The organism is Mesorhizobium sp. L-8-3, from assembly GCF_016756615.1.
Taxonomy (GTDB): domain Bacteria; phylum Pseudomonadota; class Alphaproteobacteria; order Rhizobiales; family Rhizobiaceae.
Map to the genome: position 1 here is coordinate 7,371,342 of NZ_AP023262.1, position 23,468 is coordinate 7,394,809.

24 protein-coding genes are annotated in these 23,468 nt (G+C 59.4%); 6 read left to right on the top strand and 18 right to left on the bottom strand.

Annotation, left to right across the window (positions count from 1 at the left end):
- Positions 1-113 precede the first annotated feature (113 nt).
- The gene (locus JN302_RS34105; RefSeq protein ID WP_172374776.1) at positions 114-1,421 is read left to right on the top strand and encodes an alkaline phosphatase family protein; all 1,308 of its coding nucleotides are present in this window, start codon (positions 114-116) and stop codon (positions 1,419-1,421) included.
- Between the two features lie 38 nt (positions 1,422-1,459).
- Here JN302_RS34105 and asnB read toward each other — a convergent pair whose 3' ends face one another.
- The 13 genes from asnB to JN302_RS34170 form a co-directional block, all read right to left on the bottom strand.
- On the bottom strand, positions 1,460-3,352 hold the full coding sequence (gene asnB / locus JN302_RS34110) for an asparagine synthase (glutamine-hydrolyzing) (RefSeq protein ID WP_202330548.1): 1,893 nt from the start codon (positions 3,350-3,352) through the stop codon (positions 1,460-1,462).
- A 32-nt stretch (positions 3,353-3,384) separates the two neighbouring features.
- Positions 3,385-4,299, bottom strand: coding sequence for a class I SAM-dependent methyltransferase (locus tag JN302_RS34115; protein WP_202330549.1), 915 nt, complete (start codon positions 4,297-4,299; stop codon positions 3,385-3,387).
- 30 nt (positions 4,300-4,329) lie between these two features.
- Positions 4,330-4,929, bottom strand: a complete 600-nt coding sequence (locus JN302_RS34120; RefSeq protein WP_199201497.1) for a phosphatidylcholine/phosphatidylserine synthase — start codon at positions 4,927-4,929, stop codon at positions 4,330-4,332.
- Positions 4,926-5,744, bottom strand: coding sequence for a phosphocholine cytidylyltransferase family protein (locus JN302_RS34125; protein WP_202330550.1), 819 nt, complete (start codon positions 5,742-5,744; stop codon positions 4,926-4,928). Before JN302_RS34125 ends, JN302_RS34120 begins: the two co-directional genes overlap by 4 nt.
- A 30-nt stretch (positions 5,745-5,774) precedes the next feature.
- Positions 5,775-6,965 (bottom strand): aminotransferase class I/II-fold pyridoxal phosphate-dependent enzyme, encoded by a 1,191-nt coding sequence (locus JN302_RS34130; protein ID WP_202330551.1) that lies wholly within the window; start codon positions 6,963-6,965, stop codon positions 5,775-5,777.
- A gap of 45 nt (positions 6,966-7,010) precedes the next feature.
- A complete protein-coding gene (aepX, locus tag JN302_RS34135) occupies positions 7,011-7,919 on the bottom strand; it encodes a phosphoenolpyruvate mutase (RefSeq protein ID WP_202330552.1) in 909 nt (302 codons plus the stop codon).
- 507 nt (positions 7,920-8,426) lie between these two features.
- Positions 8,427-9,470: an LLM class flavin-dependent oxidoreductase gene (locus JN302_RS34140; RefSeq protein WP_010913587.1), complete on the bottom strand. Its 1,044-nt coding sequence runs from the start codon at positions 9,468-9,470 to the stop codon at positions 8,427-8,429.
- Between the two features lie 250 nt (positions 9,471-9,720).
- Entirely contained in the window at positions 9,721-11,361 is a 1,641-nt protein-coding gene (locus JN302_RS34145; protein WP_199201493.1) for an SDR family oxidoreductase, read from the bottom strand.
- Between the two features lie 183 nt (positions 11,362-11,544).
- Positions 11,545-12,084, bottom strand: coding sequence for a nuclear transport factor 2 family protein (locus JN302_RS34150; protein ID WP_010913584.1), 540 nt, complete (start codon positions 12,082-12,084; stop codon positions 11,545-11,547).
- 211 nt (positions 12,085-12,295) lie between these two features.
- Positions 12,296-12,541 (bottom strand): ferredoxin, encoded by a 246-nt coding sequence (locus JN302_RS34155; protein ID WP_027056547.1) that lies wholly within the window; start codon positions 12,539-12,541, stop codon positions 12,296-12,298.
- A 38-nt stretch (positions 12,542-12,579) separates the two neighbouring features.
- Positions 12,580-13,797: a cytochrome P450 gene (locus JN302_RS34160; RefSeq protein ID WP_010913582.1), complete on the bottom strand. Its 1,218-nt coding sequence runs from the start codon at positions 13,795-13,797 to the stop codon at positions 12,580-12,582.
- Between the two features lie 17 nt (positions 13,798-13,814).
- Positions 13,815-14,246, bottom strand: a complete 432-nt coding sequence (locus tag JN302_RS34165; protein WP_199201491.1) for a hypothetical protein — start codon at positions 14,244-14,246, stop codon at positions 13,815-13,817.
- Between the two features lie 865 nt (positions 14,247-15,111).
- On the bottom strand, positions 15,112-15,273 hold the full coding sequence (locus JN302_RS34170; protein ID WP_202296339.1) for a hypothetical protein: 162 nt from the start codon (positions 15,271-15,273) through the stop codon (positions 15,112-15,114).
- Between JN302_RS34170 and JN302_RS34175 the strand changes: the two genes are divergently transcribed.
- Positions 15,263-15,811 carry a peroxiredoxin gene (locus JN302_RS34175; protein WP_202330553.1) on the top strand — a complete coding sequence of 183 codons (549 nt, stop codon included), beginning with the start codon at positions 15,263-15,265 and terminating at the stop codon, positions 15,809-15,811. The genes JN302_RS34170 and JN302_RS34175 overlap by 11 nt on opposite strands.
- A gap of 73 nt (positions 15,812-15,884) precedes the next feature.
- On the top strand, positions 15,885-17,339 hold the full coding sequence (rpoN, locus tag JN302_RS34180) for an RNA polymerase factor sigma-54 (protein WP_202330554.1): 1,455 nt from the start codon (positions 15,885-15,887) through the stop codon (positions 17,337-17,339).
- On the opposite strand, the gene JN302_RS34185 is transcribed toward rpoN, so the two are convergent.
- From JN302_RS34185 to JN302_RS34200, 4 genes are all read right to left on the bottom strand, one after another.
- Positions 17,336-17,983, bottom strand: a complete 648-nt coding sequence (locus JN302_RS34185) for a nitrogen fixation protein NifQ (RefSeq protein WP_202330555.1) — start codon at positions 17,981-17,983, stop codon at positions 17,336-17,338. The genes rpoN and JN302_RS34185 overlap by 4 nt on opposite strands.
- On the bottom strand, positions 17,980-18,297 hold the full coding sequence (gene fdxB, locus JN302_RS34190; RefSeq protein ID WP_202330556.1) for a ferredoxin III, nif-specific: 318 nt from the start codon (positions 18,295-18,297) through the stop codon (positions 17,980-17,982). Before fdxB ends, JN302_RS34185 begins: the two co-directional genes overlap by 4 nt.
- A complete protein-coding gene (locus JN302_RS34195; RefSeq protein ID WP_027033180.1) occupies positions 18,294-18,497 on the bottom strand; it encodes a CCE_0567 family metalloprotein in 204 nt (67 codons plus the stop codon). Before JN302_RS34195 ends, fdxB begins: the two co-directional genes overlap by 4 nt.
- Before the next feature lie 617 nt (positions 18,498-19,114).
- Entirely contained in the window at positions 19,115-21,013 is a 1,899-nt protein-coding gene (locus tag JN302_RS34200) for an ABC transporter ATP-binding protein (RefSeq protein WP_244846741.1), read from the bottom strand.
- A 34-nt stretch (positions 21,014-21,047) separates the two neighbouring features.
- Between JN302_RS34200 and JN302_RS34205 the strand changes: the two genes are divergently transcribed.
- Positions 21,048-21,203 (top strand): hypothetical protein, encoded by a 156-nt coding sequence (locus tag JN302_RS34205; protein ID WP_171903241.1) that lies wholly within the window; start codon positions 21,048-21,050, stop codon positions 21,201-21,203.
- A 214-nt stretch (positions 21,204-21,417) separates the two neighbouring features.
- Here JN302_RS34205 and JN302_RS34210 read toward each other — a convergent pair whose 3' ends face one another.
- The gene (locus JN302_RS34210) at positions 21,418-21,729 is read right to left on the bottom strand and encodes a hypothetical protein (RefSeq protein WP_199201489.1); all 312 of its coding nucleotides are present in this window, start codon (positions 21,727-21,729) and stop codon (positions 21,418-21,420) included.
- Between JN302_RS34210 and nifS the strand changes: the two genes are divergently transcribed.
- Together nifS and nifW are read left to right on the top strand one after the other, a co-directional pair.
- The gene (gene nifS / locus JN302_RS34215; RefSeq protein ID WP_202330557.1) at positions 21,728-22,984 is read left to right on the top strand and encodes a cysteine desulfurase NifS; all 1,257 of its coding nucleotides are present in this window, start codon (positions 21,728-21,730) and stop codon (positions 22,982-22,984) included. The two genes, JN302_RS34210 and nifS, sit on opposite strands and share 2 nt — an antisense overlap.
- Positions 22,965-23,348: a nitrogenase stabilizing/protective protein NifW gene (gene nifW / locus JN302_RS34220; RefSeq protein ID WP_027056555.1), complete on the top strand. Its 384-nt coding sequence runs from the start codon at positions 22,965-22,967 to the stop codon at positions 23,346-23,348. The genes nifS and nifW overlap by 20 nt, the downstream gene beginning before the upstream one ends.
- Positions 23,349-23,468: the final 120 nt, after the last annotated feature.

Sequence of the window (23,468 nt, forward strand, 5' to 3'; positions counted from 1 at the left end):
CCCAAAATCAAAACGACCCACTGGCGCTCGAAGTATCCCGTGATGCGTTCATACCGGCGTCATCCGAAGCCTATAGGGGGCTTTGGTTTCGATCGGTCTCTTCCAGGTGCAACATGACCCACACCAATCCATCCAGGCCTACCGCTCGTTTTCAGACGCCTGCCTCGATAAAGCCGCGCGCTCCTACGAAAGCGATTCTGATCCTCATGGACGGCGTAAGCGCGGACTATTTCGAAAAGCACAAACATCGGTTGCCGACGCTTCTTCGTTTGGCAGGAGACGGTCTGTCCATCACTCGCCTGCGCTCAACGGTGCCGGGAACGTCGATGCCGGGGCGCGCAAGCATGCTAACCGGCGCGGCGCCTCAAGCGAACGGGATCTACGGAAACCACATTGTGCGAGATGGCTCGTTTGTCTGCGCCGACGCGTCTGATCTGCGGGTTCCGACCATTGCAAAGCTTGCCAAAAATAGCGGGCTTGATGTCGCGTCCATCGGCGCTGGGTTGATCGACCCAGCCGATTGCGATGTCTTCGTGCCGGCCTGGTGGGAACGAGGGTTTCTCCAGGGAAGCCGGTCATTTAAGAGCCTGCCCGAAAACCGCATCGCTCGCTCGCGCATGATCAAAGATCCAAATGGACGGTTGCGAGCCGCCGGCGTGCTCGATCTCTTCGGCTTCCCGTCCAGTAGCGACACCGTTGCGAGCACTCCTCTCGTTGCGGGCCTGGCCGCGGATCATCTCATGATCGGGGCTGCAGGAGCGCTGGCTTGCTCGGAGAACCCGCCTGATCTCATTTTGACCGAGATCGACATGACGGATTCGATTCAGCATCAGTTCGGATACGAAAGCGAGGCGGCACATTGGTCTATCGCCGCGGCCGACATGATGATTGGCGCTCTCATCGAAGGACTGAGGCGAGTCGGGCGGGAAGACGATTACGCGATCGTAGTCGCAAGTGACCATGGACATAGCGCCGTCCACACAACCATTTATCCGGATGCGATCATCCCTGACTTGCTTTGGGAAAGTGAAGGAGCGACGCTCCATGTCCTGGTTGACGGAGCTCATGACCGCAGAATCGCAGACGGACTGTTGGCGCGCTTCCAAGTGGAGCCGTGGTCGAGCGACCATGTTCCGGTAAATGAACGTGATTGCATAGCGACCTATGTCGCACCTCCTGGACACTCCTTCGAGGAGACCGTTGGAGACACGCAAGAAGCTGGCCCGACGGGCAGACCTCGATACTTGTCCACCCACGGTTTTCGACCGGGCAGCGCGGAGGACGATCGGATATGCCTGTTGAGCATCCCTGGAATGCAACCTTGCAATATTGCCTGGGGCTCCGCTGAAGAGTTCACGCCAACCATTGCTCAGATCTTGGGATTGTCCGACGCCCCGTTTTCGGCAAAGGGTCTTCTGTAAAATGCCCGCAAGCGACCGCCTGCGGGCTCGCATATTCATCATGAGAATACCTCTTTGAAGAATATCCCAAGGTTGGCCAACAGCCAGAACTTCCGACCAAACGGGTCTGAAGGATTTCGTCGTCCGGCCTCGAACCAACGCCGCAAAGCAGCAGGATCGAACAAATCTCCCAGAGGAGAGTCCTTATCAAACAGCAGCCTTCGATATTCCGTTGCTCCCTCGCCAACGGCCCACTGACCCAGTGGCAGCGGAAATCCCATCTTTTTGCGAGATAGAACAGATCTGGGCAAGACGCTCCGGTATTCCCTTCTTAAGGGGAATTTTGAGACATCGAGACGTTCGCTGAAGGAAGCAACCGGATGCCACAGTGCCTGGACCGAAGCGATTGGAGACCTCCACCTCAACCGCTGTGAGCCGGGCATCGCCATTGCGGCGGTAACGAGCTGGTGATCGGTATAAGGAACGCGAGCTTCAAGCCCAGCTGCCATTGTGGTGTTGTCAACCATTTCCAGCAATGCGGGCAAATGCGTAGAGACGAGAACATATGAGATCTTGCTAAAGAAATCTCCGCCCGCCTCCGCAAATTGAGTCGAGAAATGATCGAAGAGCTCCATCTCGTGCTCGGTTCGCATCTGACCATCGATAGCAAGCGAGCGGATCTCTTCAGCTGGGAAGTAGCTATAGCGCTCCAGGAAGAACTGCAGCTGACTGCAATGGACGCCGAGTCCAAGGCGTCGACGTGCGATCTGAGCAAGAGCAGGTGGCAATGCGGTGATGATTTTGCTTCGATTGTAATCATACGGTGTACGGAACAATCGGCTGTAACCAGCAAAAATCTCATCGGCGCCCTCGCCCGTGAGTACGACTTTGTGCTCCTTCGAAATCGCCTTTGCGAGCGTGAACATGGCGGTTTCGTTATGCATTCCAAGCGGATGTCCACGCAGGCGAACCAGCTCCGCTACAGCGTTGATATCGGAAGGTTCTCCAATCGGGACGACCCGGTGAGTGAGCCCGAATTCAGCGGCGACCTCCATCGCATAGGCCGTTTCGTCATAATCGGCGGTCTCGACCTTGCCGGTATAGCAGACCGGACGAATTTGGGAGCGAGCGGATGCCTCATAGGCCAGGATGCTCGAGTCAAGTCCACCGGACAACAATGCGGCGACAGGTACATCAGCCACCAGCTGACGCTGAACGGCACTTCCGAGTAGTCTGCGTATGTCGGAGTGGTCCGGCTTACATCGCGAAATGCGCTCGGACAGATTCCACCAACGCTCCGACGTGTGTCGCCCGTTTGTTATTTCGAGGAGATGGCCGGGCTCTAACTTGGAAATTCCGGCAAAGAGCGTTCTGGCGCCGACAACCGCGCGATAGGAAAGAAAACTGAGCGCGCCGATCGTGTCGGGTCCGCGCATCACGCCCGGCCAGCGAATGAGAGCGTTCGGCTGCGACGCAAACAGAAGCCCAACATCGCAAATCGAGTAGTAGAGGGGTTTTACCCCCAAACGATCTCGGGCGATGAGAACAAGCGATTTCCGTGGATCGAAAAGCGCGAAGGCAAACATCCCGTCAAGGCGGTTTAAGAATGACTTTCCCCAAGCAATATAGCTAAGAATTAGAACCTCGGTGTCGGACACCGTCGAAAAGGAAAAACCCATGTCCCTCAATTCAGCTTTAATTTCCCGATAGTTGAATATCTCGCCGTTGTACGTTACCACCACTCCGGTATTGTCATCGCGATAGGGCTGATTGGCGCGAGAATGAGCGTCGACAATCGACAGCCGTCGATGCGCGAATGCGACCGATTGATCAATGTATAGGCCGCTGGCATCAGGCCCGCGATGAGCGAGAGCGTCAGCGCAACGCTCAACGGCCTCAGCACAAACGGGTGTTCCCTCGTTTTTGAGGACTATCCCAAAGATTCCGCACATTGGGGTCGCTCTCTTGGCACGAATAACGCCAACTACGTGCTCGGCTTTTCGCCGATCATCTGGATGCAGCCATCGCCGAACCAGAAGCGGGCCAGCGGGTGGTCATAATGACGGTACATCGGAGCGAGAAAGCGCCGAAGATTATGGAAATTTTTTGTATACCTTGAGATCCTGCGGATTTTCTCGAAGCCGCACTCGCCATACCAGCCTCGGATTTGTACCTCTGTGAAGGCGAACTCGTGATAGGTCGGCGCCTGGAAACGATCCCGGATCGTCACGAACAAATCATCGTCAAAAAGGCTCCGAAAGAATTCGTTTTCGCCGGGTATATATTCTTCCTCTTCGCCGTCCTTTATTCTCAACATCCAGTTGATGGCTTCGCGTGCGGTGGATGCGTCCAGATTGTCGATGGAACTGCGGAATTGACCGTCGCTTTGGTAGAGTTCTCGCAAGTGATTGATGCATCGGTAAATGACGCCGTTGGCGGTGCCCATAATCGTCAAAAAGAAGCTGCCGCCGGGGCGGGTTACACGGGCAAGCTCTTCAAAGCCTTTTTTCGGATTGCTGGTGTTCGGCAAAACCCCTGCGCAATGGACAAAATCGAAACTGAAGTCGTCAAACGGCAGATCGAGCACACTGCCCGCGACCAGTTCCGAGCGCGGCCCAAATCGGCTGAGGCGTTTGCGCGCGCAATCCATCCAATCATTGCTCAATTCAAGCGAAACAACGTTTCGTGCCCCCTTGTCGAGAAACGCATAGGACGCATTCGCGTTGGAGCCGCAGCCCGCGTCCAGGACATCAAGACCGCGGAAGCTACCGGTAGGCAAGCCGAAATATTCCTCCTCGATCAGAGAGACCAACCTGTCGAATATGTGGTCATCATTCTCCTGCTGGCGCTGGTAGCGATCAAAGACGGTGCGAGTTTCGGCCTCGAAAGAGTTTTCCATGTATTCTCTTCCCTATAGCTGCAAACTGATTCACTTTGTGAGTAAGGCGACAGATCCGGCTGCGGCGAGTGTAAGGTTACCCAAGCGCAACGCACTGCCGGTACCTGGAAATTTGAAGTTTGAAAGATGCAGGACCGACAGCACAAACCCTGCACCGATCAATAGGTTGCCCAGGCCTTGCACCGGCAAGTGATGGTCGGCGACGAAGAGGAACGCCAACACGAAGAGATTATTGTTCAACGGCAATCCTCTGCCGAATCCGTCAGCGTCCAGTCCGAACGTCGAAAAATAGCTGAGGCGCAGAGCCCCTGACAGGATGAGGCAGTTGGCAGCCAACAATGCGAGAACGGAGAACGCGTTGAAGGACAAAATCAGAACCGCTGGAAAGACGGCTGCGTAGACCAAATCAAGCAGCCCGTCCAACGCGCCACCCAGCTGTGCCATCAAAGCGGACCGGTTCGGGGAACTCTTCGCGACCATGCCGTCGGCATCATCTGCCAAAAGAGCCCACAAGCCGAAACAGATGCCAATCTCGAAGCGCCCGATCAAAGCAAAGTAGATCGCCGTGGTGGCCAATATCAGCCCAAGGGCTGTAATGGCATTTGCAGCGTCGAACAGATAGCGGATCATCCTCCTACCCCCGCCACGGCGGCCGGCGCGTCGGCACTATGTCTGTGAGGTCGCTCGAAGGCGAAAATCCTTTCCGCTACCCGCAGGTCCTGTTCACTGTCGATCTCGTACCATCGCAAATCGTCACATCGCGCCGCGGCGAGTTGCAGTCCGCGCTGCTCGATGAGATGCGCGAGCAGCTCCTCGGTATAGGCTTTGATTGCGCCCGAGCCGATCAGGTCGTGGAGGACCGGGACGATCACCGTTTGGAGTTCGGCGCCAGAGAACCGGATGAGGTTCATCATCTTGAAGAGCACCGGGGTGCCTGATGCCAGATTTGCCGCCGTCTGCTTCAACCGGACTTCGGATATGAAGCCGTCGCTGGAAAGGACGGCCGCGGATCCTTCCATGGATGGATCGAAGGGCGCGACCGCAGCGGCATTGGGCGCCTCGACCCTGATCAGGTGGCGCAGTGCATCTTCTTCGAAGAAGACGTCACCTTCGAGGAGATAACAGTCGCCGGAAAGAAGCGTGTCGCGTGCCAGCCAGAGCGAGTACGCGCTCCCTGTCTTGTCGAAGACCGAGGACTCGACATAGTTGATTTCAACTCTGCCGAAGCGTTCGCCACACGCATGGCGAATGGCATCCTTGCGATAGCCGACAACAATCGTCACCTCTTCAACTCCCACCGTCTGAAGGTTCCACAGTGCATTGTGAAGTATCGGTGTGCCGTTGACTTCGACGAGGGGCTTGGGACACAGATCGGTCAGCGGACGCAGGCGGGAGCCGAAGCCGGCAGCGAGAATGACGGCTTTCCTGGGAGCAGCGGGAGGCATCTCATTCACCTCTTTCGTTTTGTTGCGGTGTCATTTCCAGGCGTTGAGGAATTCGACGAGCCGGGCCAGGCCGGTCGCGAGTTTTTCAGGTGGAATTCCATAGGACAGGCGCAGGCCGGCGGGGTCACCGAACGCGGTGCCCGACACAGCTGCGACGCCAGCTTCGGCAAGCAGAGCCGTCACGATATCGTCGGCTGTCGTTGAGGCGCCGTCTTCCGATCCCGGTCGCAGCAGATGGGAAAGGTCGAGATAGAAATAAAAACCCCCTTGCGCCCTGGCGACCAGTACACGCATCAATGAAGAAAGCACGTCGAGGCCAGCCCGTCTGGCGCTTGTCAGGCGTGAACGCAGCTTGCTTTCATAGTCCGAGCCGCCCCTTTGCAAATGGGCGAGTACCGCGTGCTGGGCAATTACGTTTGGATTCGAGGTAGTGTGCGATTGCAGGGCCTTGACGGCATTGATCACCTCTTTTGGACCCGCCAGATAACCGATGCGCCAGCCGGTCAATGCCAGTGATTTGCTGAAGGAATTGACGATCAGCGCGCGTGCTCGAATTTCGGGAGCGACCGAGACGATCGGATGGTGGGTATGACCCCCGTGCACGTAGTCGCCATAGCACTCGTCGAAAATGATCCACAGGTTGCGGCTGACCGCCAATTGAGCGATGGCCATCAGGGTCTCAACATCGTAGACCGCACCGGCCGGATTGCTGGGCGTGTTGATGACGATCGCCCGCGTGCGCTCGGTGACTGCGTCCTTGATGTGCTCGGGGCGCGGGACGTAACCGTTGGATTTGGTGTCGACGAAGACTGGTGTCCCGCCGGCGATTAGTACCTGGGCCGGAAACGTTGTCCAGTAAGGCGCCGGGATGATGACCTCGTCGCCCGGGTTTAGCAGCACCATTGCGGCATTGAACAAGGCCTGCTTTGCTCCGGACGTCACGGCAACTTCCTCGGCCTTCCAGATCTGTCCGGTATCGAGGGAGATCTTCCGCGCCAGTGCCTCACGCAGCTCCACCATGCCAACCGTATCGGTATAGCGATTGACGCCCTTATTGATGGCGTTGATCGCGCCGTTGCGAATCGTGGGAGCAAGCTCGCTCCAGATCTCGCCGGCGGTCAGATCGATGATCTCCTTGCCGGCATCGGCCGCCGCTTTTGCGGCAGCGCGCGCCGCGGCGGTACCCGATGTGCCAAACAGGTTTGTCCGATGCGCAAGCATGTGCGCTCCCGTTTTCGTTTGCTTTCAAAAGACGGGCTGGGCCTGCTACCGCACGCCGGTCGCCGTCTGCGGCAGATACTTCTCTTCCGCCGCTGAGAGTTCCTGGTAATTGAGCAGATCGAAGAGTTCATCGAGGGTCGCCACCTCGTCCTCGATACCGGCGATACTTTCTTCGCGGAGGATGCGGTCGCAGACCTGGCGCATGGCCGATATCGCCGCGCGCATGTTGTGGTTCGCCCAGATGACCGTGGAGATTCCGGCCGCCCGATACGCGGAGACCGGTGTGCGGTAATATTTCGTAGGCACGATCACGACCGGAAGGCGGTTCTGCCAGGCGCGCGTGAAGGCGAAAATCTGCTCAGCGTTGGACTTGCGGGAATGAATCAGAATAGCATCGGCGCCGGCCTCAGCGTAGGCTTGTGCTCGCGCCAGCGCCTCATCCTCTCCGCGGCCGGCGATGAGCGCCTCGATCCGGGCGACCAGAACGAACTCCGCATCCGGCACTTGGTCCTTCACCGCCTTAAGCCGGCCGCAGAACTCGGGAATATCGGCCAACGGGTGCCGATCACCGATGAACGAGTTCATTTTCGGGAACGCCGTGTCCTCGATACATATGCCGCTCGCGCCATGTTGGCGCAGCTTGCGGGCGACCAAACGGGCATTGTTGAAGTTCCCGAACCCGCTGTCCCCGTCGACGAGGACTGGAATGTCCACCGTGTCGGAAATTCGCTCAACGACATCGACGAGTTGGGACCAGGAAGCTTCGTTCGCATCTCGATATCCGAGACTGGATGAAATCGAGAGGCCGGACGCCCAGAGCGCCTTGAAGCCAGCGCGCTCGGCAATCGCCGCCGAAAGGCCGTCATGAGCCTCCATTGCGAAGGCGAGTTCACTGGACGCGATCATTCGGCGCAAGCTCTCTCGCGTCTGCGCACCAGACTGCCTCTCCACCATGCGGTCTCACCTCCACCGACGCTGTCCAGCCGACAAGCCTGTCATCGCTGCCGACGAAGTACTTTCAGAGGCGAACCGCTCTGCCCACCGATCGGCGATCTGCCACTGTCGTGCACACATACAGAATCAATGAAGCAAGGCGCGTGCCGAATTGGCGAACCACCTGCGCCGCACCAGTTCTCCATACCGGCGGGCCAGGTCCCCTCTCGACATTTGTCGGGCTTCCGACATCCTCGTCCAACTTCGGACACAAGAGGGGTAGGGGGAGTGGCTATTCGTCTACGCCATGGCGGCCGTTCCGAGGCTGCCGATCAACGGTCTCAAGCGAGATGGCCAGGGAGCGGAAGACCGGCGGTCCGTGCAGGCAAGGACGGACGACGTTGGTCTTCGATCCCGGTGATCGCCGGTCGGCTTGATTATTTATCCATGCCTCATGGACGAAGTGTCGAGCATCGGCATGCGAGATTTCAGCTCCCCCAGTGGCCGTTCCGAACTTCAAGCCTTGACCTAACCAAGCGACTTGTTGATCGATGGGATGATCTTGTCTCCCCAGAGCTCAATCTGGCGTAGCATCGTCTTTTGGTCGAAATCTCCCAATTGGGTCTGAATTGCGATCTGGTCCGGCTTCAGGATACTTATCTCTTCCAGCAGGCGATCGATGACGCGACTTACGCTGCCGATCGGCAGGTTCTGGCGCATGGTCTCGAACGACAGATCCTGCTGCGTCGGTGTTTCCTGCAGCAGATAGCCGTCCCGGCTCTGCTGGCGGCGCTGATGAAGTGCTTCAGATAGCCGGCGCTGGAAGCGGGCGTTGTCGAGATAGCTGTCGATCTCCGCCTGATCGTCGCTGGCATAGCAGCAGCGCAGAAGCCCTATCTTGGCGGCGGTGACATCCTTACCCCGCGAGGCCGCTGCTGCCTCGATGGTCTCACGCAGCGTTCTTAAGTTTTCCAAGCCGTTGTGGAACGCCGTGACGAAAAGATTGTGGCCCTCACGATAGGCCCGGCACATGCTTCGCGCGGACCCGCAGGCGATCCAGATCGGTGGGGCTGGCCTTTGGATGGTGCGCAGCGAAATCGCCGTTAAAGGTATCTTCTCATACTGGCCATTGTGCTCGAAGACCTTCTGGTTAAGGCCCTTGAGAAGGATATCCAGGTATTCCGCAAACACGGCCGGCGCCTGATCGACATCGACGCCGAAGCGCTCGAACTCGAACTGCTGGTATCCCGAGCCGACGCCGAGTTCGAGGCGGCCGTTCGAAACGATCTCGGCAAAGCCGATCTCGGAGAGCAGGCGCTGCGGTTGATATAGCGGCAGCACACACACACCGGTGCCAAGGCGAATGGTGCTCGTAAGGCCAGCACAGTGCGCCACCATCATCAAGGGCGAGGGAACCAGGCTGTAATTGTTGAAGTGGTGCTCGGCGAACCAAGCGGTGTTGAAGCCAGCCTGCTCCGAAGCGATTGTCTGTTCAATGGAGTTACCGATGACGCTGTCGCACGATTGATGATAGCCTCGCTGGGCCGCCAAGATGAACGTCGCGAATTCCATGGCGTGTCCCTCGTTTACACAAAGTGGCCAATCAAGCCTTCGACTTGTGCCGATTGCGGGTGGGTCGCGGTATCGATGCGGCCTGGCGACGACGTAGTCGACGATCTTGCGCAAAGCCGCTTATCGTTCGGCGGCCGCAGGCAAGCGCCAAAACCTGGCTAGTCATTCGACCCTGATGACGAGTTTTCCGTCACCGATGAAGACGATCACTTGGCAAGCCGCGCTTGGCACGTTCCATGCAGCCGCAGTCTCAATCCTCGAACCTCGTCGGCTTCGACGAACCGCAACCCGTCGCCGGCGAACATTCCGTTGGATTTTCTTGATCGGTTGGCTGGGCGTTTCGCGCGTCAGCCAACGAGGTCAAGCCGCCGTCCACGTAGAGGGTCGAGCCGTTTACGTATGAGGCATCAGGCGAGGCCAGAAAGAACACTGCCTCGGCGACGTCTTCGGGCTCTCCCATCCGCCCCATCGGGATGCGCCGTTTGATCGCTACGGAATCGATGCAGCCGGACTCGACCAACTGAGCAATGTCAGGCGTACGGATATAGCCAAGAGCGACGGTGGCCGTTCGGATGCCGACCGACCCGAGTTCGGCCGCCATGCACCGGGTCAGAATGTTCATACCCGCCCTGGACGCCCCATAGGCATGGCGCGGCACGAAGGGCAGGAAACTATTGATCGATCCAAGATTGAGGATTACGCCGCCGGCGTCCATCGACTTGATCGCCTCGCGCGCGCAGGTGAAGGTGCCGGTGAGATTGACGTCCAGCACCCGCTCGATCTGTTGCGGGATTTCGATCCCTCGCACAAACGTATCGGCAATAGCAGCACAGTTGACGAGGACCTCGATGCGACCGAAGCGCCCCCGTATTTCCTCGAACAGCGCCACCACGTCGCTCTCGACCGCCAAGTCGACGGATTTCGCCACGTGCCTGCCGCCCAGCAAATCAGCGAGTTCTGCCGCCCCAGCACCATCTTTATCAGCAATCACGACTGTGTCGGAGTTCGCGGCAAAGCGGCGAACGACGGCGGCGCCTATACCGTTCGCGCCGCCCGTCACGACCACTGTGCGCGCGCCAGTTCGTTCGGCCGGCCGGAAGAGTTCGGCTCGAGGCGTCTCGTCGACCGGCGGGTGCGCGTCGCCCGGCTGGTTGAACGACATCCAACCGCCGTCGACCGTCAGCACCGATCCTGTGATGTAGCCCGTCTGTGCGCTGGCCAAAAAACGCACGGCCCGAGCGATCTCGTCGGGGCGCGCCATTCGCCCCATGGGCACGCGGCGGCGCACGGCCGCGAGGTCCATCTTGCCCGCACGTTCCAGTTCCGCCACCATCGGCGTGCGCACGTATCCTGGCGCTACCGCCGTTACGCGGATGCCGCGCGAGGCCCACTCGCATGCAAGCGATCTCGTGAGAGCGATCAAGCCTGCCTTCGAGCTGGCATAGGCGTTGCGCTTGGGATTGCCGAGCACGCCCGCCAGCGAAGCGACGTTGACAATGGCAGCGCCGGGCTGCATGCGCCTCGCCGCTTCGCCGGCCATGATGAAAGGCCCGATCAGATTTGTTGCCAGCACGCGTCGGAAGGCCTCGAAACCGGTGTCGATAGTCGCAGCCATGGCGGGTCCTATCGCCGCGTTGTTGACGAGAACATCGATTTTCGCGAACTGCGCTTCGATGCGGCCGTATAGGGCGACAATGTCCTCTTCTCGTGAGACATCGCATTCGAGGCCCAGATGCGGATGGCCGAGACCGCCGGCCAGTTCAAGAACGCCGCTGCCAGGAAGGTCCACCGCAACGACGATGTCTCCATCGGCGGCAACGATCTCGACCAGCGCACGGCCGATTCCGCCTGCCGCTCCCGTTATGATGACGACCCGTCCTGCCTGCTTCATATGAACCTCTCCGCAGCCAGCGTCAGAGATATCGACGCGAGTCAGCCGCAAGACCGGTCGCGGACGTCCTGGTGACGGCGAGTTTCCATACCGGGTAGACGTGTTGCGTTCCGCGACCGTTCCCGCGACGCGGCTCCGCAATTGGGAGCCTTGGAAAGCATTGTGGTGACATGCATGGCATTTTCATTTTGATGACGAGCTGCGGCGCTTCCTGAGCGCGTAAACCGGGTCATTGGGATGCGCTGCTCCGATCGGTTGCCGCAAGCCGAACCGTTCTGCCTCGGGGACCGCTGGTGGGGTCTGCTCTTCGAGCCAATCGTAAACGACGGTCCGTTCGGCAATGCGCCACGCCCCTTCCCTCTTCTGAAAAAGATCGCAGTAACGGCCGCAGAGAAGCACCTGGCGTGCTTCTCCGTCATTGTCTGGTCCGCGTTGCAGCGCGGTGAAATAGCTTTCGACCACGGCCTCCGACGGGTCGATGAATTCGATCAAGACGTTCGTGATCTGGTGGATTAAGCGCGGTCCGGTTTTGAAGAGACCAAGCGCAAACTCAAAGAAGCCCTCGGCTGAGCCGCGATAGGCACCGTGATTGTCATGCGCATCGGGCCAATATGCACTGCGCAGCGCAGCCTCATCCGCGCGGTCTATGCCGCGGCAGTACCGATAAAGGCAGTCGCGGATCGCCTCGCGGTCGCGCAGTTCGGTGATTTTTGCCTGGCCCATCGCTCTGTCGCAAATTTGAGATTGGAAGAGGCGTTTCGTGCCTCTAGGTGCGTGCAAGGTCGAACCGATCGGCAACTGAAGAAGCCAGAACGGAGACGAACTTCACGTGTCGCGTGCGTGTCATTGAGGTCTCGATGCCGGAGAGGAGGTTGGCAGGGAAGCGGCCGGACATCTTGCTTTGCGGTGTGGGGCCACGTCTCGTCGATTCCACCTAAGCTTCCCCAGTTCTTGGTTGCATGGCGGCTGGTTCGAACCGCGCTGCCGAGGTGCGATCGACTTCCAGCGCACGTTCGGGGCAGGATCGCGCGCCTTGTGACGCAAGCAGTTGCTCCCCCTCCGCAACCTGAATGTCACCGGGCAGGATGTAGCCATCGTCATCAAGCTTGAAGATGTCCGGCGCTTGCGCCCAGCATCGCGCGTGACCCTGGCATTTGGCATTGTGGACGATAATGCGCATAGCGCTGCCTCCATTGTCTTGGCATGGCTCGGCGATGGTCATGACCAGTCCAGGATCAGATTTTCGATCCCGAACACATGGCCGCCACAGGTGATGGGCGCTGTACCCTCCTTGATCCGGAAGGTCGGTATGCGCGCCAGCCATTCCTCCAGGCCAATGACAATCTCGCGCCGGGCAAGGTGTGAGCCAAGGCAACGGTGGGGACCATAGCCAAAGGCGGCGTGGCGGTTGTGATCTCGCGCCAGATCGACCGTGTTGGGGGATTCGAATTCCTCCGGGTCGCGATTTGCAATCATCGTGGCGCACGAAACATAGTCCCCCTTTCGGATCGGCGCGCCTTCGAAGTCGATATCTTTCGTAGCCACGCGGATCAACTGAATGGGCGGATAGGCCCGCAGCAACTCTTCGGTTGCGAGCAGGATGCGGGCCGGTTCGCTGCGCAGCAGTTCCTGATCCTTGAGGTTGCGCGCTAGATAAGCCAGGTCAAAGCCAATAGCTGCTGCGACAGTGTCAAGTCCCGCGACGAACACAAGCACGCCGATGCCACGGATCTCCCCGTCGGTTAGCCGGCGGCCCTCGATCTGTGCCTGCACGATGAAGGTCATGAGATCGTCGACCGGATCCTTGCGGCGATTGGTTGCAAGTTCATCGATGAAAGCCACAATCTTGCGGGCAGCCACAGGTCGTTCCACATCGTCGCCGTGGAGCAGATCTTTCGCCCAGCCGACAAATGTATCGAGTCCCTGATCCGGCAATCCCAGAAACCGAAGGAAGATGCTGACAGTGAACGGAAAGGCAAAATCCTTCATGACGTCGCAGCTCGTGGCCGATGCGGTGATCCGGTCGATCAGGGCTATCGCTCGCTCACGGACAGCCGGTTCCAGTGCCGTCACCCGCTTGGGCGAAAGCAGCGGACTGAGCAGTGAGCGAAATGCGCCATGGGCCGGTGGATCGAGCTCAAGCGGGATCGTCGGCCAGGTTTCGCCCAGTATGGAGGAGAAGATGCTGCGATGGCTGGAAAAAGTTTCAGTGTCCTGCAGCACCTTACGCTGATCTGCGGCGCGGGTGATGACCCAGGTGCCCCGGCCATCTTGCGTGTTGTAGGGGGAATAGAAGATCGGAGGCCCGTCATGGGCGCAAGCGACGGCTGCGTGTGGATCCCCGTTGGGCGTTGGTGGCATGCCTGGCGATGTGAACAGGCTGAAGTCTCTCACCATTTCGGGCGGGACATGATCTGGGACCGGGTTGATCGCCATTGCATTTCTCCTGCCGTCTAACCACTAACCAGGCCGCGCACCATGGCATCTTGGTCATCTAGAGAGCCGACGAGCGAAATCGTCGGAGACCCGGCGTTTTCCAGCTTCGAACGGCGAACCGGAATGAAGCTCTTGCTCCACAGCGGTTCGGGGTCGATCATCTCTGCGAGGATATCCGCAGCGCGGCACGCGAAAGACCGGTTGGCCGCCGAAGTGCTCGCCGGTCTCCTCAAGCGCCGGCGAGAGGACAGGAGCAAGCACATTCTGGTCGAACCGTATCTGCAGATCGATCGGTGGCCATTGGCCGGTGCCGGGCGGTTGTGACGGTGACGCCAGTCACGCCGGTCGATATTGCATTCCGCGGGCAATGCCCGTTTCGGATAGAATCTGAACTGACGCTGACCTGACATGTCGTCTTCCTTCATTGCATTGAGCGCGATATCACTCACGAATGGACGCCAGTCGGTATCTCCTGCCGTCTCACATGAGAGCTTCAAAAGAGAGCTTCAAAAGTCGTGCCAACGGCGCGGAAAGAGCCCTGCAGGAGATTTTCTACATATCATTCAACAGCTTGAACGAATGCGCAGCCGCAAGCCTGGCTGTCCCGGACATGACAAACCCGACAGCAAAGTCGCGGCAGCTTCAAAATGCTCCGAGAGCACAAGGCGGCTTTTTCCATCACCTTGGGACCGTGCCCGCCTCACGCAAGCGCGGTTCAGAAAGATCACATGGCCAGCTTGCTAATGGACGTGCTGGCTTTTTTGTACCCGTTGTCGATTTCGAAGCGGTCTCGCGAGCGTCGATAGGGCGAAGCGCGTGGGCCTGTCAGCCGTCTCAATCCTGAGAACGGAGGCCATAGGGACCCTCGTCAGGTTAACCCCGATCGACTCCTGTCCCTCGTTCCGAGTTTGAGCCCAGATTTTCGCTTCGAATACGAGCCACGTGTTCGCCGCGCCGGCGACCCGGCGACCCGGCGACCCTCCGGTCCGACTTCCGACATTTTTGTCCAGCTTCGGACAAAGAGGGTCGCGGCTTGATACCCATAAAGGGGATCCCCTCCGCCCAGAGCCCACGATCTGGTGATTATGGGCGCGCTCGGTCTCGGCGAAGGCATGGTTCTGGCCGCTCAAGGCAAAGAGGGTCGCTGCAAAAAACAGTGTGAACCCAAGCCTAAAATCAAATGGCATGGCGCTTGCGTCGTACTCGGCAGAACCCATCACAAGGTGGCCAGGAGTAAGACCATTGCTGACATCGCGACGCCCCGTACAAGCGCGTACCGCTCTCGTTGCCGCGGCGAATCGAGAGCTCGTTTCTTCAGACGCCCGTGCTTGCGAGCGGTTTTGCCATGGCTGATCCAAGGCCGACACAAAACGCGCGGCGCCCGGCCGAATTGCCGGCCGAGGTCGATGCCGTGTCAGTTTCAACCGAAAAAGCAGCGCACCAGTTTTCCTCCAGGAGCACATTGATGACCGTCAAAAAAAAGGTTCCTTTCGTCACCTTTCGCACGCGTGTTCGCGATGATTCCATCGAGGGACCAAACCCGCACCGCTGGGAAGACAAGACATCCGACGACTGTTTCAGCGGCAAGCGCATCATCCTGTTCTCGCTGCCCGGTGCCTTCACCCCGACCTGCTCGACCTTCCAGTTGCCCGATTTCGAAATGCTCTACGACGAGTTCGAGAAGGAGGGAATTGACGCAATCTACTGCGTTTCCGTCAACGATGCGTTCGTCATGAATGCCTGGGGCAAGGCCCTGGGGCTGAAGAAAGTCCAGCTCATCCCAGACGGCTCGGGCGAGTTCACCCGCAAGATGGGCATGCTGGTTGCCAAGGACAATCTCGGCTTCGGCATGCGCTCCTGGCGCTACGCTGCCGTGATCAACGATGGCGTGGTGGAGCAGTGGTTCGAGGAGGACGGTTTCTGCGACAACTGCGAGGCCGACCCCTATGGCGTATCGTCGCCGCAGAACGTCCTTGAAACGCTGAGAGCCGCCAAAGCCGTGACGGCTGCATGATCTAGACGAGTCAACGTCTCGAAAATCCCCTTGCACAAGGCGAAGGTCGCTCGGTAGGAGTTTCACGCTAGCCATGGAGTCCTCAGCAAGCCTGCTTCAGCGTCAGAAGCAATCGTTGGTTTTGACGCCGCAAATGATGGAATCCATTCGCCTGTTGCAACTGGCGCATCCCGAACTGCATCAGTTCGTCGAGCAGGAAATCGAGAAGAACCCCTTTCTGGAACGGGCCTCAAACCGGGCGCCGAAGGACATTCCGTCGATTTCGGCCGGGAACCCGCGCATCGGGCCGACCACGGGCGGAATATCGGATCGGGCCTCGCAGTGGAAATCAATCCGCGGCAAAAACAATGTCCAACCGGGGGGAAACCATGCGTTCGAAGATTCCTGGACGTCCATCGAAACATTGCACGACCATGTCGCTCGTCAGATCGCTCTCAGCGCATTCGCGCCGCTGGAGCGGCGAATAGCTGGCGAGCTTGCCGGTCATCTGGAAGACACCGGATACCTTCCGGTGAACCTTTCGGAACTGGCTCGCAGCCTGAATGTCCGGGAGGCTGTTGTGGAACGGGTTCTCGGAACCTTGCAGCAGTTCGATCCACCGGGTATTTTTGCGCGAACTCTCAGCGAATGCCTTGAGATACAATTGCGGCAGCTAGACAGGTTCGACCCGGCAATGGCAGCGCTGGTCGCCAATCTTGAAGCGCTGGCGCGACGCGATTTTCAAACATTGAAGCGCCATTGCGGTGTCGATGAAGACGACCTTCTCGACATGTTGCACGAAATCCGCGCGCTGGATCCCAAGCCCGGAAACCGATTCCAATCCGGAGGGCCTGAATCGATCATTCCCGACGTCTTGGTCCAGCCCTCTCCCGGAGGTGGGTGGCAAATCGAACTCAATCCAGACACGCTGCCTAGGCTGCTGATGAACCAAAACTATTTTGCCCAGGTCTCCCGCCTAAGCGCTCAAAATTCGAAAGATCAGTCATTTCTCAACGAATGCCTCCAAAACGCGAACTGGCTAATCCGCAGCCTTGATCAGCGCGCCAAGACGATCCTCAAGGTAGCGGCTGAAATCATCCGCCAGCAGGACGCCTTTTTTGAACATGGGGTCGCCCACCTGCGGCCTCTCAATCTCAGGACTGTCGCGGATGCGATCAACGTGCACCAGTCGACGGTAAGCCGGGTAACGTCGAACAAGTACATGCTGACCCCGCGCGGCGTGTTCGAACTGAAGTATTTTTTTACTGTCGCGATCGGCTCCTCCGAAGGCGGCGACGCGTACTCCGCCGAAGCTGTCCGCCATCAAATCAAGGCGATGGTTGCCGTGGAATCGCCCAACGAAGTGCTTTCAGACGACGACATTGCCACCCGGCTCAAGGAAACCGGGATCGACATTGCTCGCCGCACCGTTGCGAAATATCGTGAGGCGCTGAACATCCCGTCCTCCGCGCGACGTCGCCGGGAAAAGCGCGTGCGTCTTCGATGCCAATCAAGCCCGGACGGCGGCGGCGACGAAAGCGGCTCTTAAGCGAGCCCGTTCTTGATACGTGCCAAGTGGCTTTCGCCTTCCTCCGGGCCAAAACAGCTTTCGAAATCGCCGCATTCCTGACAACTGGGCGCGGTGCATAGCGAAAAGCCTTCAGCCTCGCAGAGCTTACGATAGAAATACTTCTTCCATTTCATGTTTTTGGTGTTGCCGGCCGCCAGCGCCGGGAAATGCCTGGCCATTAAGCGGCTGAGTTCGGCCCGATTGAAAAGGCCAAGGTCCTGCCACAGATGGTCATTGCGCAAACTGCGCCTGGCGATGATCTTGGCGAAGAGGGTGCTCGCCGGATCGCCTGGCCTGGCATGTCCAATAAGCAAGCCGCGCAGAAGCCCTTCCTCCATATCCGGCTCGGGATCGGTCAGCTTTTCCAGCGCGAAGGCGTTGACGGGAACAGCCGGGAAATAGCGTGTCATGACATCTCGCAGGTCGGCACGCGAAAGGCCGGTTGCTTCGGTCGGGGTCGCCTTGCCGGCCTCGACCTCCTCGAACGCGAGGTAGAAAACACAGGCAAGCACATGCCGGTCGAACGCCGCCGCCTGGTCTGTCGGCGGCCATTGGCTGGTGCTGAAACAGCCACGGTGATGGGCGAATGTGGCGCCGTTCTGCTGGTCTTGTCCCCAGCTCATGCAGCAAGCTTGTCGGCCGCAAGGTGGGTCTGGCAGTTCTTCGGGCAGACGCGGCCGCAGGCGCCGCAGCCGATGCAGCGGCCGGCATGGTCGACGATCATGACCATGCGGTTGAGCTCGCCGTCGAAGTCGTCGTCCTCGCTCGCGCAGATGCCGAGGATTTCGCCTGCGTCATCGACGCCATGAAGGTGCATGACCTCGCGCGAGCAGACCTTGAAGCAGCGGCCGCAGCCGATGCAGGTCGCGCCATCGATCGCCGTCAGATAGTGCGGCGTCCAGGGAGAGCCGTCGCGGGTGACGAAAGCGCCCGTCATTGTGAATTCTCCAACGCTGCGAGTTCTTCCTTTGCCGCATCCAACTCGGCAAAAACCTCGAAGGCTTTCCAGGCGACCGCCTCGATCTCGGTCCAGTTGACCGGAAGGTCCTCGGCAAGGTCGTGCAATTCCATCTTGGCGGCTCCCGCGCGCGACTGCAGCTTGCGGACCTTCTTCTGCAACAGCGCAAGGTCTGACATGATCCCCTTCCTCGCAAGCCGGTCGTTACGCCCGCGCCATGTCGGGACGCGCTTCGATGGCCACGAGCGCATCGCCGGCGCGCCGGCCTCGGCGGGTTTCCGGAACGTCTCGAAGCCGAACCGGTGATGCCGATGGACGCTGCAGCCAGCTTATGCAATCCCGCGCGGCGAGACGCAGGCCGTATCCTTCGAGTTCGGCATAAGAGCGGTTGAGCGCAGACGACAATCAAGATCTTGTTCCCGACGTCGACGCGGGCGGTGAGCGCATATTGTGAGGGTGTCGATTTGGCGACGCCCCTATGCCAGAGAAGGCGGATCTCGCGTGGATCCGGCGCGTTGCTTTCCTTCGCTCCATTGATCGCATCAACCAGGATCTAAATAATCGCGAGGCGGCTGCCGCCTCATGAGGAAGCCTCAAGCGCCGTGCCGGGAACGCAGGACGCAGCTCATAAAAAGTTGTCTTCATCCCATTCATGGGTTTGCTCAAGAGCGCGGCAGGAAGACAGGCCGGCACCAGGCGTGTCGTGGATTGGACAAGCCCGACGACAGGTTGCGGCCGCCTTTTCAGGAACGGCCCGACAGGATTGCTGGGGAGGCAAGCTGAATTCACGCCGCGTTCAACCGCGTTGCACATTGGTCTCATCCCACCCCCCCTTTGTCAGTTCCAAGGCCTGCCGCTCGAACAGGCGGCGGTAGATGCCGTCGCGACGGATCAGCGCGGCATGGTCGCCCTGCTCGGTGATGCAACCACGGTCGAAGACAAGCAGCCGGTCGAGTGCCCGCACCGTCGAAAGCCGGTGCGCAATGACGAGCGTGGTGCGCCCGACCATGAGCCGCTCCATCGCCTTCTGGATCAGCACCTCCGATTCCGAGTCGAGGCTTGATGTCGCCTCGTCCAGAATCAGGATTGGGGCATCGGCGAGGAAGGCGCGCGCTATCGCCACACGCTGGCGCTCGCCGCCTGAGAGCTTCACGCCGCGCTCGCCGACCAGCGTACCGTAGCCGTTCGGCAGGCGCGCAATAAAGTCATGCGCGCTGGCGAGCCGCGCCGCCTGCTCGACATCGGACCGAGAAGCACCCGGCCGCCCATAGGCTATGTTCTCGGCCAGCGAGCGGTGGAACAGGAGGGGCTCCTGCTGTACGATCGCGATCTGCGAGCGCAGCGAGCCCTGCGTCACCCGCGAGATGTCCTGCCCATCGATCAAGATTCGTCCAGCATCCAGGTCGTAAAGCCGCTGGATGAGCTTGACGAAAGTGGTCTTGCCGGAGCCAGAGGGGCCGACCAGACCGACCCGTGCGCCGGCCTCAATCGAAATCGACAAGTCGCTGTAGAAGGGCGACCAATGATTGCCGTAGTGGAAATGGACGCTCTCAAAATCGATGTGACCCTTCGTGATCCGGATCGGCTTGGCGCCCGGAACATCGGCCACGTCGGGCGGCTGGCTGTAGGTTTGGACCAGTTCCTCCATCTCATTTACAGAGCGCTGGATGTTGCGCACGTGTATGGAAACATCACGCAAGTACCCATACAGGACGGTGAAAGACCCGAGCACCAAGGCGATGTCACCTGGGGTAGCCTGGCCGCGCGACCACAAAAATAAGGCATAGCCGATCAAAGCCGCTCTCAGCGCAAGAAGCATGATCCCCTGGAATGCAGCACTGACCGTCCCGCGCACCCAGGTCCGGAGGGTGCGGTGCCGCCACTTGGAGATAACTTTCGCCAGGCGATGATCTTCCCGCACCTCGGCGCCGAAGCCTTTGACCACAGCGTTACAGCTGATCGCGTCCGCAAGCGAGCCGCCAAGCCTCGTATCCCAGTTGTTGGCGAGGTTTGCGGCTGGCGCCACATAGCCGAGCGACAGGACAATGATCAGCGCCACATAGCCAACCGAGCCGCAAGCGATAATCAGCCCCATCATCGGCCAATACCAGCCGAGCAGAACGCTCGACCCCACGAGCATGATGAGCGACGGGAACAAGGCAAGAAGGATCGTGTCGTTAAGGAGGCAGAACGCCCACATGCCGCGCGTGATCTTGCGCACCGTAGAGCCGGCGAAGGTTTTCGCATGCCAATCGGTCGAAAAGCGCTGGACGCGATGGAACGCGTCGCTGGCGATGTCCGACATCATCTTCAGAATGAAGTCATTGACGGCAATGAAGGCGATGTTGCGCATGACGACGGCGCCGAGTGCGAGCGCAATCAACATTGAAAAGGCCGCAAGAGCCGCATCCCACACGACGGCGTCGGCTGCCGCTCCTTGGGCGACCGCGTTTACGAGCCGTCCGGAATAGAGCGGCGTCAGAACGTCAAGGAGCGTTGCCACCAGCACCGCGAGCATGATGATCGGGAGCCGGACCGGTTGCCTGCTCCAGTGGCGCATGGTGAAGGCGAAAACGTCGCGAAAGGCGGCGCCGCGTAGATCGATGTGAAAACGCCGCGTGGCTTTGTAAGAGCGCAGCAGGCCGCTCGGTCTCAAGAAACCCGAAATGGAAGGTCTGCGTGAGGACGAAAACATCGCTCGGAATGCGGGTGGCTGATCTGGAGCTGACATGTTGGTTTCTTTCCTTCGTTCCATCGATCGCGATGTCACCCGCGAGATGAATATCGGCCGCGGGCACGCGCTGCCCTACGAGGAGAGAACCGCAAAAGCCGCGCCAAAGGCTCAGAAAGAAGCTCAGAAGAATTTTCTGCATATTCTACAATGACAAACGAGATCTCAGCAGGGCAACGGGGGCGTAACAGTGGCGTGTCGCGCACTCGACAAACCCGACAGGACGCCTCGGTCGCGCGGGCATCCTTGGCGAACGGCCCGACAGGATTACTCCTCACGCGAAGCGGAATCTACGCCCGATTCAACGGCGTTCCGCGTTGAACAATTCCCGCCGATGTCGGAAATGCGACATAGCAGTGTTAGAGCCATCATGTTGTTTTGAAATGATTCCCTTCTTTGGCACGGTCCATGCGTAGCTGTTCGCGAACGCGTCCGGCCTGAAGGAGAGACAGTCCATGATCAAGCGCACCGAAAACGCCGTGACCTAAAGACCGCGCTTGCCGGGGGCCGAGCCGGCGCAACGCTGGCGCACCAAGGTCGAGGCGGGTTGCCGCGCCGGCGCCAAGAAGCGCGCAGGCCGAATGTGGCGGCGGCAACTCCTTCGGCTGACCATCATCATCATCATGACAGACCGGGCGTGCGCCTTGTGTGATTGCGCTCAGGAGAAGGATCACATCCATGAGACCTGTTTATCTGGACAACAACGCAACGACACGGGTCGATCCGGAAGTCGTTCAAGCGATGCTGCCGTTTTTTACCGACCATTTCGGCAACCCTTCGTCGAGCCACGATTTTGGCACTTCCGCCGGGGCGGCGGTGAGAAAGACGCGCCTGCAGGTGCAAACGCTCATCGGCGCGGAGTTCGACGACGAGATTACCTTCACCTCGGGCGGGACGGAAAGCGACAACGCCGCGATCCTTTCAGCGCTCGAGGTGATGCCTGAGCGCACAGAGATCGTGACTTCCGCAGTCGAGCATTCGGCCGTGCTGACGCTTTGCGCCCACCTGGAGAAGACGCGCGCCATCAAGGTGCATAGGATCCCGGTGGATCGCCACGGCCGGCTCGACCTCGACACTTATAAGGCCGCCCTCACCCCGCGCGTGGCGATCGTCTCGATCATGTCGGCGAACAACGAGACCGGAACGATCTTCCCGGTGGTCGAGCTTGCTGAGTTGGCCAAGGAAGTCGGCGCCCTTTTTCATACCGACGCGGTGCAAGCGGTCGGCAAGCTTGCGATCGACTTGAAATCGACGGCAATCGATATGCTGTCTCTCTCCGGTCACAAATTACACGGACCGAAAGGGGTCGGCGCACTTTATGTAAAGCGCGGCGTGCGCTTCTGTCCGCTGATCAAGGGGGGAGGCCAGGAGGGCAACCGCCGCGCCGGCACGGAGAATACGCCAGGCATCGTCGGTCTCGGCGTGGCAGCCGATCTTGCCTTGAAATTCATGGACGACGCGAACATACGGGTAAAGGCGTTGCGCGACCGCCTGGAGAAGGAACTTCTCCAGCGCATCCCACACGCCTTCGTCGCCGGCGATTTGCTAAAGCGGTTGCCGAACACCGCAAACATCGCCTTTGGAGATATCGAAGGTGAGGGCATACTGCATTTCCTCAATCGCGAGGGCATTGCCTGCTCCTCCGGCTCTGCTTGCGCCTGCGGCTCGCTGGAGCCGAGCCACGTCTTGGTGGCGATGAATATCCCCAATAACGCGGCACACGGCGCAATCCGTTTCTCCTTTTCGCGCAACAACGGCGAGGAGGACGTCGACCGGGTGCTCGAGGTCATGCCCGGGATCGTTAGGAAGCTGCGTGAGCTTTCCCCATCTGCCAGCCAGGCGAGAGGACTTCAATCAACTCCAGGCCTGGGCGACAAGGCAAACCCGACAACCGTTTCCGGCCCAGGAGAATGCAATGCGCAGTTGTTTCGCTGAAAGCCGCGCCATCGATGTCACCGACATCCTCGCCCGGCTGAAGAGCCTGTCGGCTGCGGAGGAGTTCTTCGCAGTCCTTGGCATCTCTTATGATCCGAAGGTGCTCAATGTCTCACGGCTGCATATCCTGAAGCGCATGGGCCAATATCTCGCTGAAGAGGATTTCGCCGGTCTTCCCGACGGGGTGATCGCCGCGCGGGCGCGTGCGACGTTGGAACGCGCCTATGAGGATTTCGCGACATCCTCGCCACTCACCCACCGGGTCTTCAAGGTGCTCAAAGAGCACGATCCGGACAAACCGGCCACTCGGGACCACACCTTTGTCCCGTTCGAGTCGATCCTGAGGCGGTTCGGGACAGAATGAACGCGACACGAGTGCGACGCGACAATGTCGAAAAGCCGACAAACCCGGTCATCACGACGGCACCCTTCGGAAGAAATACAACCCCATGTCAAAAGGAAACAGAGCAACGCAAAGCGGTTG

Excerpts from the sequence above, each read along its gene's own strand:
- aepX (WP_202330552.1), bottom strand. The coding sequence starts at position 7,919 with ATGGTGGAGAGGCAGTCTGGTGCGCAGACGCGAGAGAGCTTGCGCCGA.
- JN302_RS34200 (WP_244846741.1), bottom strand. The coding sequence starts at position 21,013 with ATGTTTTCGTCCTCACGCAGACCTTCCATTTCGGGTTTCTTGAGACCG.
- nifS (WP_202330557.1), top strand. The coding sequence starts at position 21,728 with ATGAGACCTGTTTATCTGGACAACAACGCAACGACACGGGTCGATCCG.
- JN302_RS34195 (WP_027033180.1), bottom strand. The coding sequence starts at position 18,497 with ATGTCAGACCTTGCGCTGTTGCAGAAGAAGGTCCGCAAGCTGCAGTCG.
- nifW (WP_027056555.1), top strand. The coding sequence starts at position 22,965 with ATGCGCAGTTGTTTCGCTGAAAGCCGCGCCATCGATGTCACCGACATC.
- JN302_RS34105 (WP_172374776.1), top strand. The coding sequence starts at position 114 with ATGACCCACACCAATCCATCCAGGCCTACCGCTCGTTTTCAGACGCCT.
- JN302_RS34160 (WP_010913582.1), bottom strand. The coding sequence starts at position 13,797 with ATGGCGATCAACCCGGTCCCAGATCATGTCCCGCCCGAAATGGTGAGA.
- fdxB (WP_202330556.1), bottom strand. The coding sequence starts at position 18,297 with ATGACGGGCGCTTTCGTCACCCGCGACGGCTCTCCCTGGACGCCGCAC.
- JN302_RS34155 (WP_027056547.1), bottom strand. The coding sequence starts at position 12,541 with ATGCGCATTATCGTCCACAATGCCAAATGCCAGGGTCACGCGCGATGC.
- JN302_RS34205 (WP_171903241.1), top strand. The coding sequence starts at position 21,048 with ATGTTGGTTTCTTTCCTTCGTTCCATCGATCGCGATGTCACCCGCGAG.
- JN302_RS34145 (WP_199201493.1), bottom strand. The coding sequence starts at position 11,361 with ATGAAGCAGGCAGGACGGGTCGTCATCATAACGGGAGCGGCAGGCGGA.
- JN302_RS34210 (WP_199201489.1), bottom strand. The coding sequence starts at position 21,729 with ATGGATGTGATCCTTCTCCTGAGCGCAATCACACAAGGCGCACGCCCG.
- JN302_RS34175 (WP_202330553.1), top strand. The coding sequence starts at position 15,263 with ATGACCGTCAAAAAAAAGGTTCCTTTCGTCACCTTTCGCACGCGTGTT.
- JN302_RS34150 (WP_010913584.1), bottom strand. The coding sequence starts at position 12,084 with ATGGGCCAGGCAAAAATCACCGAACTGCGCGACCGCGAGGCGATCCGC.
- asnB (WP_202330548.1), bottom strand. The coding sequence starts at position 3,352 with ATGTGCGGAATCTTTGGGATAGTCCTCAAAAACGAGGGAACACCCGTT.
- JN302_RS34130 (WP_202330551.1), bottom strand. The coding sequence starts at position 6,965 with ATGCTTGCGCATCGGACAAACCTGTTTGGCACATCGGGTACCGCCGCG.
- rpoN (WP_202330554.1), top strand. The coding sequence starts at position 15,885 with ATGGAGTCCTCAGCAAGCCTGCTTCAGCGTCAGAAGCAATCGTTGGTT.
- JN302_RS34120 (WP_199201497.1), bottom strand. The coding sequence starts at position 4,929 with ATGATCCGCTATCTGTTCGACGCTGCAAATGCCATTACAGCCCTTGGG.
- JN302_RS34125 (WP_202330550.1), bottom strand. The coding sequence starts at position 5,744 with ATGCCTCCCGCTGCTCCCAGGAAAGCCGTCATTCTCGCTGCCGGCTTC.
- JN302_RS34115 (WP_202330549.1), bottom strand. The coding sequence starts at position 4,299 with ATGGAAAACTCTTTCGAGGCCGAAACTCGCACCGTCTTTGATCGCTAC.
- JN302_RS34185 (WP_202330555.1), bottom strand. The coding sequence starts at position 17,983 with ATGAGCTGGGGACAAGACCAGCAGAACGGCGCCACATTCGCCCATCAC.
- JN302_RS34140 (WP_010913587.1), bottom strand. The coding sequence starts at position 9,470 with ATGGAATTCGCGACGTTCATCTTGGCGGCCCAGCGAGGCTATCATCAA.